Raw genomic sequence first — 16,960 nt, 5'->3', positions numbered from 1 at the left:
AGCTCTACTGCCCATCGTCCCAGCTTTGGCCGCGGCTGCACCTGCCGCTCATACTCGAAGGAGGTCTCTCCCGACCTTAGAACCTTGCGGACCGTGTTCCGTGACACCTTCAGGTCACGGGCGATCTCCTTGATCGTCTTGCCCTTGATGAAGTGCTCGCGCCGAATCCGCGCAATCGTCTCCACGACCAGCATCCTCCACCACCTGCTTTGTTACGAAGCAGGCAGCGCAACAGACCAACCTGTAGGGGGTCAATTTTGGACGCCGATCCCCCGGCTTAGGGGGTCAATATTGCAGGCCGAATGACAGTTCCGCTATACCGCGCCTGGAGCTCTTTGACCGCACGCCTCGTCAGCTATTTCCTGCGCTTTAGTAGCGCAAATGGGCTGCGCGCCGAAGCGAGCGGCTCGAGCTCAATATCGAGAGCATGCCTAGCATGATCAGCAGTACGCCGAGCCAGGTTGCCGTCCGGCTCACCGCCCCGTTCCCGTCGAGGCGTGGGTCGACTGAAACACTCCGAGGTTCGGACGAAGTCACATCGTTGGTGGGCGTGGCCGCAAGAAGTTGCTCAACGTCGACTTGATGATCTTGGGTCGGCCGGTAAAGCATGGGCCGACGACTGTTCTGGGCGATGAGAGCCGCCGATGTCAGAACAGTGCTTGTACTGTTCTCAGAGCCAGCATCAGCTACCTTAAGCTCGGGTCGAGGCGGCTGGGGAGGCAAGGGCGGTGTCGAGCGCAGCAACTCCGCGCGCGCATCAAGGACTCCGCTCTGCCTGGGCCGCGGGGTCCCGCTCTCGTCCAAACTGGCATTGCTATCTTTGGCCATGCGGCGACGAACTGTCTTCTTCACCTTCGCCGGAGCTTCAGTCAGGAACCAGCATTTGCGATGTCCGTCCAGTCGATAGACCCAATGTTGGCCGTCGGGAGCCGAGTTGCCTGGGCTTCCCAAGCATTCCGCTTGAGGCGGAGAGGTCACCGAAGGTTGGGCTGCAGCAGTATTGAAGAGATCCGCGAGAGGATTGGAGGAGGCAGGCGCTGTCGAAAGAATTTCAACAAGAACGAGACTGACGAAGCACAATCGGAAATAACCGGACATCGAAAACTCCCGGTGTTGCGCCCACCCGGATGACCCTTCGCGCCGACCTAGGCAGCCATGGGGCTCAAACCTGGCGGAGGGATGGATTCATTGTGCTTGTGCCACCATATCCGGGGGCGAATGCAAGGCCGGACCAGCTCCTCAAGGTTGCAAAGTACAGTCCATTTGGTCGAGCTTCGGGGTGAACGCAAGACGGCGTTCGGGGAGGCGATCTACCCTTCAATCGGCATAAGCGCGTGGTCGGTCGGCTTCGGCGGTCTCGTTTAAGGCAAAGCAACGTCGCGGCCGTTCGATTTGTGCCTCGGTAGCGCCGTGGTGACGGGCGTACATCTCAGCCACCGGTATCTGACCTCGCTGCAAGATATGCGCGTTGTGGCCTGTCGTGACGCGAAGCGAAGGCTTCGGACCCCAGCGGCATCAGCAACACCGCAACAACGGCCCCCGCGCGTACAATCATTCCCGCCCCTTACATTCTGTCTGCTTCGTACGGGGAGCAGGTCTGAGTCGCCCACACGACGCAAATTAACAATCGCGCGCTGGTCAAAGTGCCAGGAAAACTGTTTCTCCAAAGCGTCAGTCTTGCGGGCAATGGCTCCAGATGCAGGTGCTCGTCAAGCGACCTGAGTGGCTGCGTATCAACGTGGAAGCGGGACGCGCGGTCGCTGCATTGAACGGCAGCTATCGCCGCCGCAGAACTCTTCTTCTCCGCACGGCCTTCGGAATACGCCGAGCAATCCTTCTCGCGTTAGCCGCTAGCAGGCGACGCCGGAGCGTCTGTAGTTCGCCTAATAATGCGATGAGCCCCTCAACCCTTTCGCGTAGAATAGCCGAATAGTTGTAAACCTGACGTCGATTACTCATTATTGCCTCGAACAATGAAGATTAAGATCAATATGCACGCGGCGACGGGAAGAATATGCAATCGGAGGTAGGACCATACAAGTCCCAAAATACGGTGGCGTGACGTGGAAGACTCCCGGACACCAGAGGGTTGTCGTTGCGCATCTTTCGCTTTGTCTTTCGAGTCAGCTTTCATTCGAAAGTCCGGTCACTCGGCAAAAGGCGGCGGGTCTGACGCCGCACCACAACAATGGGCACCCTGCGCCGGATGGCGCTTCTTTCCTACTGGTTGGTCGGGTGCGCGCTGAAGAGGCGGCCGAGGCTTGCCCAAGCCCGTGGTGCCAGAGGGAGTCTCGTCATGAGCTGTGATGGTCTCGACCCGCTCAAACGTGGTGACAAATGCGGCGAGAGCCGCGACTACGACGGCAATCGCGAACAACAGGATCACAGGGTCGGGATTCCGCTCAGTAGTCATGAGCAACTCCACTCAGCTTTCGCTCGAGAGCTTCGGCCGAGCTCTGTCCAAATCTCGACATGAGCTTGCAACGCGCAGTTTATACAGGTTCAAAATAAAACATTTGTGGGTCAAACCAGGGTGTTGGTTCAGATCTGTCTCTGGTCTTAGGTTCGAGCCTCGACGGGTTAATCACGGGGTGTGCCTAATCCCGCTTATGGCGAGATTCACATAAGCGCGACGACCGGCCATTCGCCGGCTTCCCGCCGCCGGCAGCGGTGATTACGCCTCGAGCGACCGACGAAGCGAGCATCCCCAGATGCATCTGGTCTTCCCCGGCATCCTGCAAGCCGATTGCTACAAAGCCGCTGTTCGACCCGCCGAAGAACACACTGCCCATTACGCCGGCGTATTGCTTTGCCCATGCCCGGCGAGGCTTTTTCGAGCTGGCTGACATCGAGCAAAATGCTCGGGAAGGCAAAAACGGGAAAGGCGGTCCTCCCCATGGCACTGGAGGCCATCAGACCGCTGGAGGCGTTGTTCGAGATCGAGCGCGATATCAAGGGCTGTGACGCTAAGGACCGGCGCGCCCTCAGGAACAGAGCAAGCCGCTTCTCGACGACATGCACGCCTGGCCGCTGCAGAGCGCGAAACCCTCTCGCGCTCGCCCGAGGTGCTGAAGCCTATCAATTATATGCTCAAGCGCTGGGAAGGCTTCGCTCGCTCCCTCCATGACATCGCCCAGACTAAAGGCTTGCTGATGCGGGTTATTCCTGATGGCGCGTCCATCGTGGGAACGGAGCTTCGCTCACGCTGATCTCAAGCTCGGCCGAGTTATGAACACGCTCCGGCGAACGCGGCGCCGAACTGCACGCTCTCGCCGGGCTCGCTCTATCGTTTTAGGGAATTTTGCTTTCCGGTTTTCTGTCGGCGTCAGCTTACGGACAGCTAAGCTGCTTATCGGCGGAGTCAGGTCTAATGACCTGAACACAATGCAACAGCCATAGGAGTGGTCGCTTTGGGCGGTCGAATTAACAATTGGTCGGATGTTCCATCCGCTGATGAATATCATTACGCGAGCTCCCCAGAGCACAGGAATGCTGACTATTTCGCGGACGCGTTCGGTAGAATGGGATTGCAGGATTCGGGTGCCAGCTCATCCTCGCAGCCGAGTTATTACCTCACTTCAGGATCTCCCGTTGTTGAGATCGACCAAGCCGAATTCCGGGAACGGGTGAGGAGCTTTCATGGTGACGAGATCAATCATATCGCCAACAATCCGCAGGAATACTCAGAATTTGTATCCGAAAGAGCTAGGCGCACCGCGGATGTCGCTAGCAGTTTCGCGATCCGAAGGGATTCTGATGCCGCCCGATATTACAGCTACCAACTGGGAAATAGGAGCGTCGGCCTCCAAAGAACGGAAGCCGGATTTCCTATGGCGACTGAGTTCACCAGCCAACGGTGGCGAGAACAGTTCCCCGGACGAACTGACGTCACATCAATCGTGGATTTTCAGGTTGCTCATCCGCTCGTCGGCAACGCCGGCGATATTCTGCTTGAGCACCAGCTACGGCAAGACGGCGAACGGCCGCTGGTGAACTGGCGTCCTGCTAATGACGAAGCGAGAGCCCGTGCAGAACAAATGGGCTTCGTTGATGTAGATCACAATGATATGGTACTCGATCCCACCCAGTCCAGACAGTGGAGATATAGGGATGGTGAATGGCAGCGTGCAACCAATTCTCCGATGTATCTCTCCAAAGTCAAAACGCCGAGCGATGATGAACCTTCACCAGAGTCCGATTCGGATGGAGACTTTATGTGACGTGAGATCTCCACCAATCGATTGAGGTGGAGCAGGAGCGCAGACCAACCGACACCTGCGGCTTACGATCGAGCCTTGGACGGAACGAAGCCGAAGTCAAATTCGGCTCAATCCGTGAGGTGCACTGTACTGACCGCTCCGCGGCGGTTTAGGAGAGTTGGTGCCTATAATACCACAAAAGAAAACCCCAGCTTCCAGCCGGGGTTTTCGACTGTGGCTCGGGCGGGAGAAGCGGATTGCGTATGGCATGCGCGAGCGTCATTGTGTCCTCGCCATCAGAATTGCTTGGAATCTTCCGGGTTCGCGGGGTGAGGAGGACTTCGTTGGCCGTTTTCTTCGTAGGCGGTAATCTCGAGAAGTGTCGGGCAGCCAACTCATCGAACAACGAGACCATCCACCCCGGCTCGCCGGCAGCGGACGCATGGCAAGATCAAAAAGGAGCAGATGCCAGCATCGTACGCATACGACGAAAGGCCGCCTGATTGACGCATGCCGGGCGTGGCGAGCTGTATGATAGCGTTGGGTGAAGGTCAGTCGGCTTTCTGATCGTCGGGCTTGCCGGCTTGGCGCAGAAGCTTCCATTCCCAGGGCAGCAGTTCGTGCAGACGCGATGCAGGAATATCGGCGATACGGGCTAGGACGTCGGCGAGCCAGGCCTTGGGATCAACGTCGTTCAGGCGACAGGTCGTGATCATCGTCAGCATGATGGCGGCGCGGTCGGCGCCGCGCAGGCTGCCGACGAAGGTCCAGTTGCGCCTCCCCAACGCGATGCCGCGCAACGCTCTTTCAGCGGCGTTATTGCTGAGGCAGATCCTGCCGTCGTCGAGGAAGCGGGCGAAGTCGTCCCAGCGCCTAAGCATGTAGTTCATGGGCTTCAGGACCTCGGAGGAACGCGATAGGGTTTCTCGCTCGCGGAGCACCAGTCGTGCATGTGGTCGAGCAGCGGCTTGCTCTGCTCCTGGCGCACGGCACGCCGCTCGTTGGCGCTGCGGCCGTTGATGGCGCGCTCGATCTCGAACAACGCATCGAGGCGTCTGACAGACTCCAGTGCCGATCGGGGAGACCGGTTTGCCCTTGCGGCCTTCCCTGGCATTCTTCTCGATGTCGGCCAGCTCGAAGAAGCCCCGCCGCGCATGGGCAAAGCAGAATGCCGGCGTGATCGGCATCGCTTTCTTTTGCGGGTCGAACAACGGCTCGAAGCCGCTATAGCAATCCGCCTGCAGGATGCCGGCGAAGGCGGCTAGATGCTTCTGGGGATGTTCGCCTCGTCGGTCGCTCGAGGCGTAATAGATCGCCGCCGGCGGCGCAGGCCCACCGTAGCGCCGATCGTCGCGCACATATGTCCAGATCCGGCCGGTCGTGCCGACGGCACGTGGCGCTCTCCCATAGCGTGTCGAAGCGAACATCACTCGTCAAGCCCAAAAGGTTTTCCCGGTTTGCTTGGCTTGTCGTAAATCCATCACAGGCGAGCACGTACGAGACAGCTCAGGGGCGTCGAAACGTGCTGCCTGCCTGCTTGAGTGCCAAGACCGGTCGTCGATAATTCTCACCAAAGGCCACGATCGCCGCAGTGCCGTGACTATCGCATCAAGATGCCCATGGCCCTGCGTCAGGTGGTGCTCGCGGAAGAACTCCAAACGGCCGCGAAACGGTTGCTCCTGATAAGCCGACTCTGAATGCTTCGTCTCCGCGTCTCGCGGCGCCCTCGCTTTGCGAAGCATGGCGTCGTGCCTACCGGAGGGCCGGCCCGCGGTTGACGCCCGAGTGTCAGCTCCGTCCGGCGTGCTTCGCGATACCAAGCGCGTTGACGACACTAAAAAAGAGAAGCTATCATGGGAAACAATGTTAAGGCGAGTTCCCGACGTGTTTCGTGGAGAGGCCCGCTTCCTGTCGCTCGGTCGGCTTCAGGCGTCGATAGTTGTTAATTATTGTGGTTGATGTTGCTGATTTTATTTTCGGAGCCCGCATGCTCACGGCCATCACGGAACGAAATCGGGGTGTGAGGTGCGGCGTCAGATACTGCCGCCTGCCGGCCCGAAGGACGGAGTGGGTCGTTGCGGTTGGCTTCGGCCTCATGACGCTGCAACCGGCACTCGCCGCAGAACTGGTCCAGCCGCTCGTGTGCTCGGCGCTCACCGCGACGCAACCTGCGCTCAACGGTATCTGTACCGTCACGCCTGCAGGCAACGGCCATAGCGAGGTCAAAGTGGAGTTGACGGCCGCGAGTGCCGCAATCGACGTGGGCGGCTACAAGGTCGTCACCGAAAATTACAACGGAAATTATCTGACACCGGTCATCGAAGCGATGCCGGGCGACACAGTGTCAGCGCGTCTGGTCAACGGGTTGTCTCCGAAGCAGCATCAGGGTATGGGCCACGGGAGCGGCCACGATAATCCGACGAACCTTCATTACTTTCACGGCGGAATCGTATCGCCCAACAATGCGCGGCCAAAAGCCGCCGAAACCGGCGATGGTGACAACGTCTATGTCTATCTCAAGTCCGGTCTCAACGCCAAGGGAAGCCCGAACAGCTTCGATTATAAGGTGCCGATACCGGGCGAGAAGACGCTCGACGCACGGGTCCTGGAGACCGAAGGGTACATTGCGCATCCTCTCGGCCTGAATTGGTACCACTCCCACATGCATGGCATTTCGTCCGATCAAGTGATGGGCGGCATGTCGGGTTTGCTGTCGGTCGGAGAGGCCACCGCCAACGTCAGGGCGGGCTGCCTGAAGGACCCTAACAATCCTACTAGTTGCCGCAATGATGTGGACAGCGACACGCGCGATCTGCGGAGCAGGACCAAGGTGCGGTATGCCCTGCTTCGCGATCTCCCGGTGAAAATCAACAAGCGGCCCGATCAGGCCGATGGTGATATCGCCCAATGGGATCCGGATCCGGGCGCGCGGGAGTTTCCGACCGGTGGACGCTGCGGTGTGTGGAAGCCCGACAATTCCGGACTGGATGCCGACCCGGCGCTTCGGACCGGGTTCTGTCAGCGCAACCAGGATTCGGCGTTGCTGTTCACTGTAAACGGTCAGCTATTCCCGACGATCACGGTGGAAGGTGATCGAAACCTTCTTATTCGATTGGGCAATCTCAGCGCCAATATTCCTTACTGGCTCGAATTGCGTAACGAGGCTGACGGATCGGTCTTGCCGCTAACCATCCTGAGCCTCGACGGTGTGGTCCCGGCGGCCCCGGTTCCTCCGGGGCAGGCCGAGAAGCCGGTTCAGGCGGTCAACTACGAAAACGTGCTGATGATGCCAGCCACCCGCGCCGAGATCTATGTCCGCAACGACGAGAAGCCTCATGCTGTCCGGCAGGTCTATGTCCTGCGAAGCAGGAAGCACGTGGTCGGAACGGACGAATGGCCCGAGGTTCAGCTCGCACGCATCGTGCTGGAGCCGAACGCTGGTACGAGCAAGGTATTGGTTGCGCTGAACGCTCCAATCGCCAGCCACGGTACCGGGCCACAAGCGGCCGGTCCGCTTGGAGGCGCGAGGGCTACCTTACCCGAAGGATGTGTCCGTGACCTGGATCCGACTTTCCGTGAATTCCGTCGCGTCACCTTTATTCCCGGAGGAGAGACCTCGAGTGGACTGAAGACCGACTGGAGCGTCCTCACCGAAATCATCCGCCCAACAGGAACGCAACTGAAGGACGAGGGAGAGTACGTCCCGGCGGACGCGCAAGAGACTACGGTTGCGCTCGGCCTAGAACCCGGGGGTGCGCCTCGAGGCTACCCGTTTGAGGAATATGTCGGGGCCGACGGGTTGGTCGATTGGACCAAGCGGCACGTGTGCATCTTCATGGACGACACTGCACATGCGGGTAGTCACAAGCAACTCTGGGTTCTCTTCAATGCGACGGGCACCCTGCACAACTTTCATATCCATCAAATGAAGTTCCGGCTCGCGATGGCCGAGGAGCTCAAGAAAAACTACTTTATCGAACCGCCCAGCCCGGCCCGCACCTGCGACCCCGGCGGATGCCCACCTGATACGCCGAATTACGATCTTTATGACGACCAGACGTTGGGCGACGTTGATCCCGGTGCAACGCGCCGCTGGCACGACACGATTCCGATCCCTCCGTTCGGCAGGGTATTCGTCATCATGAGCTTCGACGCCAGAGAGCAGATCGGAAGGTTCGTCTTCCATTGCCACATCCTCAAGCACGAGGACAAAGGACTGATGGCTCCGATCGAAGTGTGGTCCGCCACGCCCGGACCGTTGTTGCAATAGATCACCGCGAATGGAAGGAACGCCGAATGAGAAAATCGTCGAAGCGCTTATCCGTTTCTTGTCTTGTTGTTGGGGGATCTCTTGCCTGTGCCGGCCCGGTGGTTGCGGCCGATACGCTCACCATCGGTACTCAAGGAATCTCGTGGACCTACAAGGACAAGAAATCGACACCTGCGGCACCTCTCGTTGTCGACGAGCTGAAGATAGCTGACATCGTCGAGGTCAAGATCGCCGGCGCTATTCCGCACGGAATCGTCACCATCAAACGGAGCGACGGGGGGGCTCCGGTGGAGGATAGAAGTCCCGTCCTGGCATGCGGCGAAGAAAGCAGCGCAAAGCCGAATGCTGTGCTGCGCGAGCTTGATTGCGGGGCCGCAAGCAGATTCGGCGTAGCGTTCACAGGAAGCTTGCGCCTCGAAGTCATGAATACGTTTAAGGATCCCGTCGACTTTTATTGCGTGATCCATCACGCAGGTATGGCCGGAACGCTCAAGCTCCAACCGTGACCCGAGCAGGCCCCGACCTCCGGGGCCTCGCTCTTGTCCTTGACGGCGGCATTCTTATCCGCCCGATCTCCGTATCAATTCCACCGAACCGATGGCAGGCTCCGATTTTGGATCGACGGTGCCCGCCGTCGGCACGATTGTCACCTTAACGGCACCGCCCCCCCAGTTTTGCCTGCGAAGGATGGCGGTGACATCCCGCTCCCATAACGGCGCCTCGACGCCGTGGCCTGTATGCTGCCCGCCGGACTTACTTCCCTTGCGCACCGCGTAAAAGAAGTCGAGCTCTCCGACGAAATACTGTGCGGGTTCAGATCGGCCCGGATCTGTGGCTTGGCCGTCCGGCAAGTTGATATAAACGGCGAAACTATCCGCAGGGCTTTGCACGACGGAAAGGTCTCTTAGCACGAGAATCCAGCGCTCGTTCGGCGCGGCGCCGGCTGGCAGCGCCGCGGCAGGCCCAGAGGGCGTCAATGTGACTTCCTTCGGTTGGTCCGACAGCGTAACCGCCTCGACCTTCGCGATCGCCGGCTGTGAAGCGGTCGCCGCAGCCGGTGCACCGGGCTGTGGCGCGGAGCGCGGGATCGGCGCTTCCCCCGCTACAGTTGTCACGGTCGCCGCCGGCGTCGGAGCTGGGGCTGCTGCCAAGATCAACGTCTCCTCGTGATCATACTCATATGCTTGCTGCAGGATCTGCGCGGCTACAAGTACCTGTTCGGTGGTCAGCGACGTAAGCTGGCCATCCGGACCGGCGAATGAATGCCTGTCGGCACGCCAGCTTGGGGTTGCCGGATTGGCGTGCCCCGGTAGCTTGGACCAACTTTCCCAAAGCCGGTCGATATTGGCATGGTGCAGCCAGAAGATGGGATCGCGCGCGGCCGCTTCGAAAAAGCCCATGCCGGTATCATTGCCCACCGTCGTATGCACGGGGCCATGCGGCCTCTGCTCGATCCTTCTTCCGAAACCGGTCGTATCGCCGGCCTGCAGCCGTTCGTCGAGGATCGGATCGGACAGCATTTCGATCCGTACGTTGGACTGGGTAAGTGCACGGGTCGGAGGCGAGCCGTCGGCGCCGCCATTGATTCCCGGGTTGCGGTTGCTCCAATACAGAGCGTTTTTGTCCTGGACGCCGTCGACGCTTTCCCAGAACGACTTGGGCAAGGATCTGTCCTTCGTCCAGTTCCAGTAAGGGAGGCCGAAGGTTGCCTCGCCCGCTGCCGCGGCGACAGTTCGCTCGAAAAAATAAAGGTAGACCCGATGCCAGGAAAGGAAACTTGCAGGCCCGTGTGGGCAGGTATTCCAGACCGTCCGCGCCATCTGAAGACGCCGTGCTCTTTCTGCAGGTGATAGTCCCGGAATGGTATCAGGGAAAGTTTCACGAAACTCCTTTTCGGGATCGTCGTTCATCACGCCCTTGCTGCCTGGATAGGCGTGAATGTTGGCCTGAAACGTCCAGCTGGTGGGATCGTGAGGTGGCCTTTCCTTCATTATTAGGACGCCCCGGCGATAGGATTTCACCGCGGCGACGGCAGCGGCATCTGTGCCGTTCACATCGCGCCGCTTCACGGGGGTGGCAGCTTGCGCCAGCAGCGCGTCGGCTAGGCTCAAGGGAAGAACGCTTGCCATCGACAATAAGGAACTGGAAATGAAAGTTCGGCGCGAAATCGCCATTATGGCCTCCCTGATCTCGGCTAATCCCAAGGGTGAGACAGAGGCAGTATAGCGCCGGACGGACGCAACCGAAAGTCGAGTAAGTTGACTTTAATCCTGTATGGGGCACATAATGTTCCATATGACCCTGATGCGGGTGTTCGAGCCTCGCCCAGCTTTTTCAAGTAGAGGGGTGATAGCGATGCGACACAGACATGTTGCCGGGCTCCTGGGACGTCTTGCAATCGCCGGTTTCGCCGCATTTTTGTTGTCGGAAGTCCAGACGGCAGATGCGCAAGGCATCGATCATCCGATCTGTGTGCGCAACTTCAACAAGATTCCGCTCACTGACGCAGACGTCGACGACATATTGTCGCGCGCATCCGCGATCCTGAGCGAGGTGGGCACGACAAGGTTGCCATGCCAAGGAGTGAAGTTGTCGCGGCAGGGCAATGTCGCGCCGTTCGACGAATCTGTTTTTCCAAGGTCTCTGGCGCTCGAAAGCGAATTCACAAAATTTACTGGCGACGCCTGTGTCAAGGTTGTCGAGAGGATCATTTGGTGCGGAGGGTTGGTGCCTGGCGCATTGGGCTGCGCTCCCGTGCCGGGCCAAGGCCTCGTCGTCGTCCGTCGGGTGCTCGGCCTGACGGACAGCTTCAATCGCGGTGTAGAACCCGTCACCTGGCTGCATGAGTTCGGTCATACCCGCGGATTGCAACACAATGCGCTCGATAGTCTTTCCGTGATGGCGCCGGGGCTTGGACCCACCAACCGCTCCATCAACGACAGCGAATGTGCTGTCTTGGGCAGCGCCGTGCCGGCCGCAGGTGCTGCACCTTTAGCTGCGGCGATGCCGATGCCGGCCGGCGGCCTGATCGAACTGGCGCAGGCGACTGGGGTCACGCCTCAATCGGCTGAGCCGGCTCGCATGCCGGTGGAGGAGTTCGTGAAGCAGACCTTCCTCCATAACCCTCCGCTTGAAAAGCTGAAGCAATACGAGGGCGATCTCCCGAAGGTCCAGGAAATGCTCTTTGATCCGAAGTTTGCCCCGTACCGGAGCAACATCATCGTGCTGCTGGGTGCGATCGGAAACAAGGACACGATACCGCTGTTGGCGAAGATTATTGACACGAACATCTCGCCCGAGAAGACCGACGTGGACATCGGTGCCCGGCTTGCGGCCCCCCTAGCCATGGGAACGATCGCCAACCGCAATAACCTGCCCGAAAAGGATATCTCCATCCTCAGGAGTGCCTCGCAACAGGGATTCTGGGAGCAACGGTTGTCGTTGGTGAAGGCGCCGAACCCCGGATCGAAGGGACTAGACGATGACGATGTTCGCGCCCTCAGCCGCGATCTGGCGATTCAGTCCACCCGGGGGTATGCAATTTCGGGCTCCGAGGAAGTGCGCAGCAAACTTCAGGAAGAACATGCGGGCACCGTATCGGCAGCGCTCCCGGAACCGGTCCGGCAGGAACAGCTTTCGATCCTCAACGATGCACTCAAACTGAATAAGACCAGTAAGGAAATGGGCGCCTACGCTACTTTCTCGAAATAGAGGCGGACACAGGACGATCGCCGTTGCTTGCGCCTGGTCTGGGCGTCGCCAGCGCGGTCTGGAATGTTCGACGCGGTTTCTTCGACGGCTGCGCCGGGAGGAGGCTCAACCGAATGCCGCCGCACCAACTGCAAGCCCTTGATGGTTGGATCGCGAAGCAGAGGGACGATGCCTTAACAAGACCAGAGGCTGTCCGGCGCTTGGTGGACCTAGCCCTTAGCAAGAAATAACTGCCTGCCCGAATGCTTCAGCCGACGATGCGCTCGCGATCGAAGGGCTTCGCTCATCGTCGGAATCTGGTCCCTTGCCGCGCGTCAGGTCAACCGACTGGACGCGGCTCCAGTCAGGCCGCTATCGCTTTCTTGGCGGCCTGAGCAAGAAAACCGGATCGGGTGAAGCCGTGCTGCTCGGCGTACTGGTCGATCTCATTCAGAACGTCAGCGGGAAGAGTGACGTTAACGCGAACACTTTTGACCTCTTCCGCCGGCGCTGGAATGAGCACGGCAACTGCGCCTCTATTCTCTGCGTTCCCCATGATCTCCTCAAGAGACGAGGGTTCAGGCACGGCTTCACCATCTTCCACCAGTCCCTGCAGATGAAGGGCTAAGGCCTCAGCGGCCATAGCCCGCGCGTCATCCAGATCCGTACCAGCGGTGATTACACCGGGAAGATCGGGAAATGAAACACCATAGTCGCTGTCCGCGTGTTTATGGATCAGTGCAATGTAGTATCGCATGTGAGCTCCCCTCCTTGGGTGGGCCGGTGCCCCTCTCTATGCGGCGTCATTTCAACTTCAGATCGGCTTGCTTCTCGATTCCGCCTCCGCGAGGCGGCGGGCCTTCTCAAGTTCAAGCGCCTTCTTGATGGCTGTCGAATCTCGGTAGCTCATGGGTTGTTTGTAGCCCATGCGCATGCACTCTCGCAATGTGCGCGCGCGCGACATGGCTACGCTCGAAAGCTTGCTCCTCAAGTATAACCTTGAGGTCGTCAATAGGCAGGCAGCCGAGCCGCCCGGGGTACCCCAGGCGCCGGAACTGCCCGTTATAGTGTATCCGCAGGCGCAGAGTATCGGTTCTACGCCCGCCTCGAAATGCGTGGAAGAAAGCGGCGCGATGACCATTGCGACGCTTATTCGTCTTTAATCGGACTGATCCTCGCTCCCCCTACAGAAACCTCAAGCCGAAGGTTCGCGCCAACTACGACAACGTCCATAATCGCCTTCACGAGGAATCGGATCGATGGCGCTGGACGAGATCAACGCGGAGTTCCTGAAGGGCTATCACAAGAAGTGGGTTGGGGACGGCCGGATTGCGCTCGGCCATAGCATAGTGACCAAGCTCCGGCTGCTCGCCTCGTTTGGCGTCACGGTCTTGAATGACGAGGCCTGCATTCGTCTTAGCCTCATCATGAACCGGCTTGAATTCCCGGTCCCGACCGCGCGCGAGAAGGTTGGTTTGACGTTGGATCAGGTCAACGCCATCCGCGAAAAGGCGCATTGGATCCGTCAATCGCGCTTGCGCAGGCGTTGCAGTATTGCAGTATGAATTTTCGCTGCCCCAGCGCGTCGTAATCGGTGAATGGGTTTCGATGCTGGACATAGGTGAGTCCGACATCATTTCGAACGAATTGAAGTGGCTGACCGGCCTTCGTTGGGAAGATGTCGATGGCGATATGATCTTCCGTAGCTACATCGACGGCGATGAGGCCGCCCTAGACTTAAAGCAGACAAAGATGGTGCTGGAGGAGTTGCAGAAGATCTATGGGGGCGTGCTTCCTAAGAGGGGGCCGATCATCATCAACGAACACAGCGGCCTTCCCTACACCGGCGTCGAATATCGTCGTCAGTGGCGCAGGATTGCTGACTATGCCGGAATTCCTAAGGACATCCGCAACAGCGATGTCAGCAATGGCGTTGTGGTGAAAACAGAGAACGTGAAGATTAGTGCGCTTATGCAGCCTAGCGATGAGGAGCGCATTCACTGAATAGAACGGCGCCCGAAGGCGCCGTCTGAAATCCGTCTGCATGAGGCCGTGGCACTGATGCAGAGGGGAAGCGAAAGGGTGCAGACCCCGAGTAGCTCACGGAAACGGGGCGGTCACGGTAAGCCCCGAAGGAGGGTAACATGCAACAACGTAGTTGAGGCATGAAACGTGGCGCGTCGCCGTCCTACCGGCGGCGCGCCATATGCCCAATATAACTAAGACATTGGGAATCCGCAAGGATTCGAGGCCACCCGTTCCAATCCAATGGTTTATAAGTCGGCCCATGAGCAAGCGCCAATCGCACGACAAGTACTCTGAGGCGGAAGCCCAATCCCGCTTCTTGGATGCGCTCAAGGCTGGGATGAGCACTCCGCCGAAGCCATTGAAGGATAAGCCCAAGGTCCCGAGGCGAGGGGCAAAAATGGCGGCGAAGAAAGCAAAGAAAAAGCCCGGCTAGGGCCGGGCTTTTGGTCAGGCAACCTTTGCCACTTTCGGCTCAGCATGAAGCTCGACCCCCAGTGAGTTAAGCACTTTCATAACCGTGCTGAACTCTGGGTGGCCCTCTGAGCTAAGTGCTTTGTAGAGGTTTTCGCGGGAGAGGCCGGTGTCTTTGGCTAGGGCAGCCATCCCCCGAGCGCGAGCAACTGTACCAATGGCTTCGGTTATGAAACCAGGATCATTAGTTTCAAACGCCTCACTGAGATAGGCGGCGATTGCCTCTGAAGTATCGAGGTACTCGGCCGCATCAAAGGGTCTCGTTTTGGCCATCGCTCACTCCTCCAACTCACTCGCCATCTTCTTGGCCTTGGCGATATCCGCTTCTTGCGAGTCTTTGTCGCCACCACAAAGAAGAAAGATCAACTCCTTGCCTCGTTGGAGAAAATAAGCTCGATAGCCCGCCCCGTGATGGATGCGCAGCTCGCTTATTCCGTCACCAACTGGCTTAACGTCGCCGGGATTGCCGTTTGCTAGTCTTTGGATGCGAACTAGGATTTTCGCCTTAGCAACGGCATCACGCAAACTATTGAGCCAATTAGAGAATTCTTCTGTTTCTCTAATTACCGGCATGTGTATGTTATAAGCTACACATGCCGACCTGTCAACTTATTATTGAACTAACGGTTCCGCCTCCTGACCGCAAATTCTGACGCAGCAGCCGCCGAATCCAGCGGCTGAAATCCCGCTCAGTTAGATTGGCGGTACGTCAGACGCTTGCCAGTAGCTCCCTTGATGGCGCGGTCGGCACGTTCCCTATGGTTGACGCCCAGCGCGACGCGGTTGCTGTGGCGGAAATCGAACTCAGCAAGATAACGGTGAAGGTGCTTAGACGCCCTTCATTCCCCTCTTAAAAATGCTGTAGTAGCCTTCAACCGTGTTGGTTGAGATCACCTTTTCGCCTTCGCGGCGAACGTACTCGTCCTTGCTATGGGTGACGGTGTCTTGGCTGAGGCCACCAGCTTCCGCGATGAATTTGTAGGTGTAGTGCTCGTCCGTCATCAACTAAGCTTCACGGCTCAGGTTTTCACGGATGATTGGCATAAGGTCGCCGACGCGAACGCCATCAACGTGGAAGCTGCGGGCAGAACCGCCGCGCTCAACCAGACGTTCTTGTTCGACCACGCGCGGCGGCCGGTCTTTGGCTGGCCTTAGAAAGCCATAGAACGTCTCGTCGGCTCCACGACCTTGCCGCCCTCGCCAAGAGGGGCAAGCAGGCCACCCGCACGCATCGCCTCGCGAATACGATGGGTAAGAAACCAAGCAGTCTTGTAAGTAACGCCAAGGGCGCGGTGGAGTTGATGCGAGCTAACGCCCTTCTTGCTCGATGCCATCAGATAGAACGCCTGCAACCAGATATGCAGCTTGATATGGCTGCTTTCCATCATGCTCTTGGTCGTGACGGTGAAGTCCTTGCGGCATTCCTTGGCACCGCAACGATACACGCCCGGCTTCTTGGCGTTCGCATACGACTTACCGACCGTGCCGCAGTGCGGGCAAACGCGCTCGCCACCCCAGCGGATGGCCTCAAGATATTCGCGGGCTGCTTCGTGGCTCTGAAAGTGCGGCGCGTTGAACTGCGACATACCCACAACTCCCTAGGATTGCAGAATCCTAGGGCTTGCGGTTTGTGGTGTCAAGTATATAATCGCCAGAAGCGGAACAAAGCGTGACCGTGTGATCTTAACCAATTTAAGGTACGGTTTTGGAGCAGATTGTCTGGCGCGCCCCTAGCTACTAGGTTTGTCTGAATGGCCAAAACAGTGAACGATCTGACTTGGGATGATCTCGAGGGTGCCGCTCGTCAAGCTTGGGGCGAAGCGGCGCGACGCACTTTGGACGCAGGGCTGCCAGTTACAGGATCCCGAAATGGACGGCTCGTCCGACGATATCCGGATGGAACGATAGAAGACTTGGGACCTGTTTCGCCCGTTCGGCAGCCGCGGTTTGAAACGGGTGTTCGCAACAACGGGTTCGGGGCCGACAAATTCGGCTTGAAGAAGCTCAAGCAGGTTCACTGGAACCTCGGTGCGCCGCAACTCTATCAATACTCGCTCACTGCGGGCGAGGCGGTGCTGTCCGCTGACGGTGCACTCTGCGCCGACACCGGCGAGTTCACCGGGCGCAGCCCGAAGGACAAGTTCACGGTGCGTGACGCCACCACCGACAAGAAGATGTGGTGGGCCGGCAACCAGTCGATCACCGCAGAGCAGTTCGAGACGCTCTATCAGGACTTCCTCAAGCACGCCGAAGGCAAGAAGCTGTTCGCGCAGGACCTCTATGGCGGCGCCGACCCGGCCTA

General features: G+C 58.7%; 15 protein-coding genes and 3 pseudogenes. 9 read left to right on the top strand and 9 right to left on the bottom strand.

Annotated elements, in window-relative coordinates; all coding sequences use genetic code 11:
* A pseudogene (locus BM190_RS38635) lies at positions 1-194 on the bottom strand (helix-turn-helix domain-containing protein); the annotation flags it as partial.
* A gap of 175 nt (positions 195-369) precedes the next feature.
* A complete protein-coding gene (locus BM190_RS38630; RefSeq protein WP_092263175.1) occupies positions 370-1,098 on the bottom strand; it encodes a hypothetical protein in 729 nt (242 codons plus the stop codon).
* 1,527 nt (positions 1,099-2,625) lie between these two features.
* Between BM190_RS38630 and BM190_RS38620 the strand changes: the two are divergent.
* Positions 2,626-3,128, top strand: a pseudogene (locus BM190_RS38620) (IS66 family transposase); the annotation flags it as partial.
* Between the two features lie 393 nt (positions 3,129-3,521).
* The gene (locus tag BM190_RS41500) at positions 3,522-4,220 is read left to right on the top strand and encodes an effector protein NopP (protein WP_283806150.1); all 699 of its coding nucleotides are present in this window, start codon (positions 3,522-3,524) and stop codon (positions 4,218-4,220) included.
* A 530-nt stretch (positions 4,221-4,750) separates the two neighbouring features.
* Here the strand turns inward: BM190_RS41500 and tnpC are convergent.
* A complete protein-coding gene (tnpC, locus tag BM190_RS38605) occupies positions 4,751-5,626 on the bottom strand; it encodes an IS66 family transposase (protein WP_283806149.1) in 876 nt (291 codons plus the stop codon).
* 668 nt (positions 5,627-6,294) lie between these two features.
* On the opposite strand from tnpC, the gene BM190_RS38600 reads away from it, so the two are divergent.
* Both BM190_RS38600 and BM190_RS38595 read left to right on the top strand, forming a co-directional pair.
* Positions 6,295-8,469 (top strand): multicopper oxidase domain-containing protein, encoded by a 2,175-nt coding sequence (locus tag BM190_RS38600; RefSeq protein ID WP_177237539.1) that lies wholly within the window; start codon positions 6,295-6,297, stop codon positions 8,467-8,469.
* Between the two features lie 26 nt (positions 8,470-8,495).
* Positions 8,496-8,975 carry a hypothetical protein gene (locus BM190_RS38595; RefSeq protein WP_143109191.1) on the top strand — a complete coding sequence of 160 codons (480 nt, stop codon included), beginning with the start codon at positions 8,496-8,498 and terminating at the stop codon, positions 8,973-8,975.
* Positions 8,976-9,029: 54 nt separating this feature from the next.
* Here the strand turns inward: BM190_RS38595 and BM190_RS38590 are convergent, their stop codons facing one another.
* A complete protein-coding gene (locus BM190_RS38590; RefSeq protein WP_143109190.1) occupies positions 9,030-10,643 on the bottom strand; it encodes a tyrosinase family protein in 1,614 nt (537 codons plus the stop codon).
* Between the two features lie 112 nt (positions 10,644-10,755).
* Between BM190_RS38590 and BM190_RS38585 the strand changes: the two genes are divergently transcribed.
* Positions 10,756-12,180, top strand: a complete 1,425-nt coding sequence (locus BM190_RS38585; RefSeq protein ID WP_143109189.1) for a hypothetical protein — start codon at positions 10,756-10,758, stop codon at positions 12,178-12,180.
* Between the two features lie 343 nt (positions 12,181-12,523).
* Here BM190_RS38585 and BM190_RS38580 read toward each other — a convergent pair whose 3' ends face one another.
* Positions 12,524-12,916: a type II toxin-antitoxin system HicB family antitoxin gene (locus tag BM190_RS38580; protein WP_092263155.1), complete on the bottom strand. Its 393-nt coding sequence runs from the start codon at positions 12,914-12,916 to the stop codon at positions 12,524-12,526.
* 57 nt (positions 12,917-12,973) lie between these two features.
* Positions 12,974-13,123, bottom strand: a complete 150-nt coding sequence (locus tag BM190_RS40880; protein ID WP_177237538.1) for a hypothetical protein — start codon at positions 13,121-13,123, stop codon at positions 12,974-12,976.
* 295 nt (positions 13,124-13,418) lie between these two features.
* On the opposite strand from BM190_RS40880, the gene BM190_RS38570 reads away from it, so the two are divergent.
* The 3 genes from BM190_RS38570 to BM190_RS40875 all read left to right on the top strand — a co-directional run bounded on the left by BM190_RS38570 (position 13,419) and on the right by BM190_RS40875 (position 14,620).
* Positions 13,419-13,724 (top strand): hypothetical protein, encoded by a 306-nt coding sequence (locus BM190_RS38570; RefSeq protein WP_092263151.1) that lies wholly within the window; start codon positions 13,419-13,421, stop codon positions 13,722-13,724.
* Positions 13,714-14,163 carry a site-specific integrase gene (locus tag BM190_RS38565; protein ID WP_092263149.1) on the top strand — a complete coding sequence of 150 codons (450 nt, stop codon included), beginning with the start codon at positions 13,714-13,716 and terminating at the stop codon, positions 14,161-14,163. Before BM190_RS38570 ends, BM190_RS38565 begins: the two co-directional genes overlap by 11 nt.
* Positions 14,164-14,446: 283 nt before the next feature.
* Positions 14,447-14,620, top strand: coding sequence for a hypothetical protein (locus BM190_RS40875; RefSeq protein WP_177237537.1), 174 nt, complete (start codon positions 14,447-14,449; stop codon positions 14,618-14,620).
* 14 nt (positions 14,621-14,634) lie between these two features.
* Here the strand turns inward: BM190_RS40875 and BM190_RS38560 are convergent, their stop codons facing one another.
* From BM190_RS38560 to BM190_RS38550, 3 genes and pseudogenes are all read right to left on the bottom strand, one after another.
* A complete protein-coding gene (locus BM190_RS38560; protein ID WP_092263146.1) occupies positions 14,635-14,931 on the bottom strand; it encodes an addiction module antidote protein in 297 nt (98 codons plus the stop codon).
* Between the two features lie 3 nt (positions 14,932-14,934).
* On the bottom strand, positions 14,935-15,231 hold the full coding sequence (locus BM190_RS38555) for a type II toxin-antitoxin system RelE/ParE family toxin (protein WP_092263143.1): 297 nt from the start codon (positions 15,229-15,231) through the stop codon (positions 14,935-14,937).
* A gap of 116 nt (positions 15,232-15,347) precedes the next feature.
* Positions 15,348-16,244, bottom strand: a pseudogene (locus BM190_RS38550) (IS1595 family transposase).
* 327 nt (positions 16,245-16,571) lie between these two features.
* Here BM190_RS38550 and BM190_RS38545 point away from each other — a divergent pair.
* Positions 16,572-16,960, top strand: a 389-nt coding sequence (locus tag BM190_RS38545) for a phosphoenolpyruvate carboxykinase (ATP) (RefSeq protein ID WP_143109188.1), incomplete at its 3' end; no start/stop codon positions are given.

Origin of the sequence: Bradyrhizobium sp. Rc3b, assembly GCF_900114915.1 — a bacterium.
In the GTDB taxonomy this organism is placed as follows: Bacteria; Pseudomonadota; Alphaproteobacteria; order Rhizobiales; family Xanthobacteraceae; genus Bradyrhizobium.
Note: the sequence above shows the minus strand (reverse complement) of the source record. Positions and strands in the feature narration are given on the sequence as shown.

Bases quoted from the DNA above. Each gene is read 5' to 3' on its own strand.
- tnpC (WP_283806149.1), bottom strand. From the start codon at position 5,626: ATGTTCGCTTCGACACGCTATGGGAGAGCGCCACGTGCCGTCGGCACG.
- BM190_RS38555 (WP_092263143.1), bottom strand. From the start codon at position 15,231: ATGCCGGTAATTAGAGAAACAGAAGAATTCTCTAATTGGCTCAATAGT.
- BM190_RS38560 (WP_092263146.1), bottom strand. From the start codon at position 14,931: ATGGCCAAAACGAGACCCTTTGATGCGGCCGAGTACCTCGATACTTCA.
- BM190_RS38600 (WP_177237539.1), top strand. From the start codon at position 6,295: ATGACGCTGCAACCGGCACTCGCCGCAGAACTGGTCCAGCCGCTCGTG.
- BM190_RS38595 (WP_143109191.1), top strand. From the start codon at position 8,496: ATGAGAAAATCGTCGAAGCGCTTATCCGTTTCTTGTCTTGTTGTTGGG.
- BM190_RS38580 (WP_092263155.1), bottom strand. From the start codon at position 12,916: ATGCGATACTACATTGCACTGATCCATAAACACGCGGACAGCGACTAT.
- BM190_RS41500 (WP_283806150.1), top strand. From the start codon at position 3,522: ATGGGATTGCAGGATTCGGGTGCCAGCTCATCCTCGCAGCCGAGTTAT.
- BM190_RS40875 (WP_177237537.1), top strand. From the start codon at position 14,447: ATGAGCAAGCGCCAATCGCACGACAAGTACTCTGAGGCGGAAGCCCAA.
- BM190_RS40880 (WP_177237538.1), bottom strand. From the start codon at position 13,123: ATGTCGCGCGCGCGCACATTGCGAGAGTGCATGCGCATGGGCTACAAA.
- BM190_RS38630 (WP_092263175.1), bottom strand. From the start codon at position 1,098: ATGTCCGGTTATTTCCGATTGTGCTTCGTCAGTCTCGTTCTTGTTGAA.
- BM190_RS38590 (WP_143109190.1), bottom strand. From the start codon at position 10,643: ATGGCGATTTCGCGCCGAACTTTCATTTCCAGTTCCTTATTGTCGATG.
- BM190_RS38570 (WP_092263151.1), top strand. From the start codon at position 13,419: ATGGCGCTGGACGAGATCAACGCGGAGTTCCTGAAGGGCTATCACAAG.
- BM190_RS38585 (WP_143109189.1), top strand. From the start codon at position 10,756: ATGTTCCATATGACCCTGATGCGGGTGTTCGAGCCTCGCCCAGCTTTT.